Source organism: Mycobacterium timonense (assembly GCF_025821985.1).
GTDB lineage: Bacteria > Actinomycetota > Actinomycetes > Mycobacteriales > Mycobacteriaceae > Mycobacterium > Mycobacterium avium.
Genome location: NZ_JACKSY010000093.1, coordinates 1 through 419, shown reverse-complemented (window position 1 = coordinate 419; position 419 = coordinate 1). Strand labels below are relative to the sequence as shown.

Annotated in this window: 2 protein-coding genes; both read right to left on the bottom strand. The window is 68.5% G+C overall.

Annotated elements, in window-relative coordinates:
* Nucleotides 1–83: hypothetical protein (locus H7I87_RS20150; RefSeq protein WP_264002849.1), on the bottom strand; the 83-nt coding region annotated here is incomplete at its 3' end.
* 8 nt (nt 84–91) lie between these two features.
* Nucleotides 92–419 (bottom strand): molybdopterin dinucleotide binding domain-containing protein (locus tag H7I87_RS20145; RefSeq protein ID WP_276058868.1); only part of this gene is annotated, 328 nt, incomplete at its 5' end.

Here is a 419-nt window from a genome sequence, read left to right as displayed (position 1 = left end):
AGCACGTTGAGCATGAGGAACACGAAGATGGCCAGCGCCTTGCCGAGCACCAGCCACCAGGTGTCGTGCCCGAAGACCGTCAAGCCGGTAGTCATTTGCCCACTCCGATTGTCACTGTGCTGCCGAGGGTTACGCCGAGCTGGCGGTGCACCGCCGAGGCCGACGAGTTCAGCGGAAGCCACACCACCCGGTCGGGCATGTCGGTGACGACCAGCGGCAGGTTGACGGACCCGCGTGGCGTGGAGACGGTCACCGTGTCGCCGTCGCCGGCGCCGATCTCTGCGGCCGTGTCGGCGGACAGCCGCGCCACGGATTTGCGCGCCGTCCCCGCCAGATGTGGCTCACCGTCTTGCATCCGGGCGTTGTCCAGCAGCATCCGCCAGCCGGCCAGCACCGCTTGCCCGGCATCGGGCTGGACA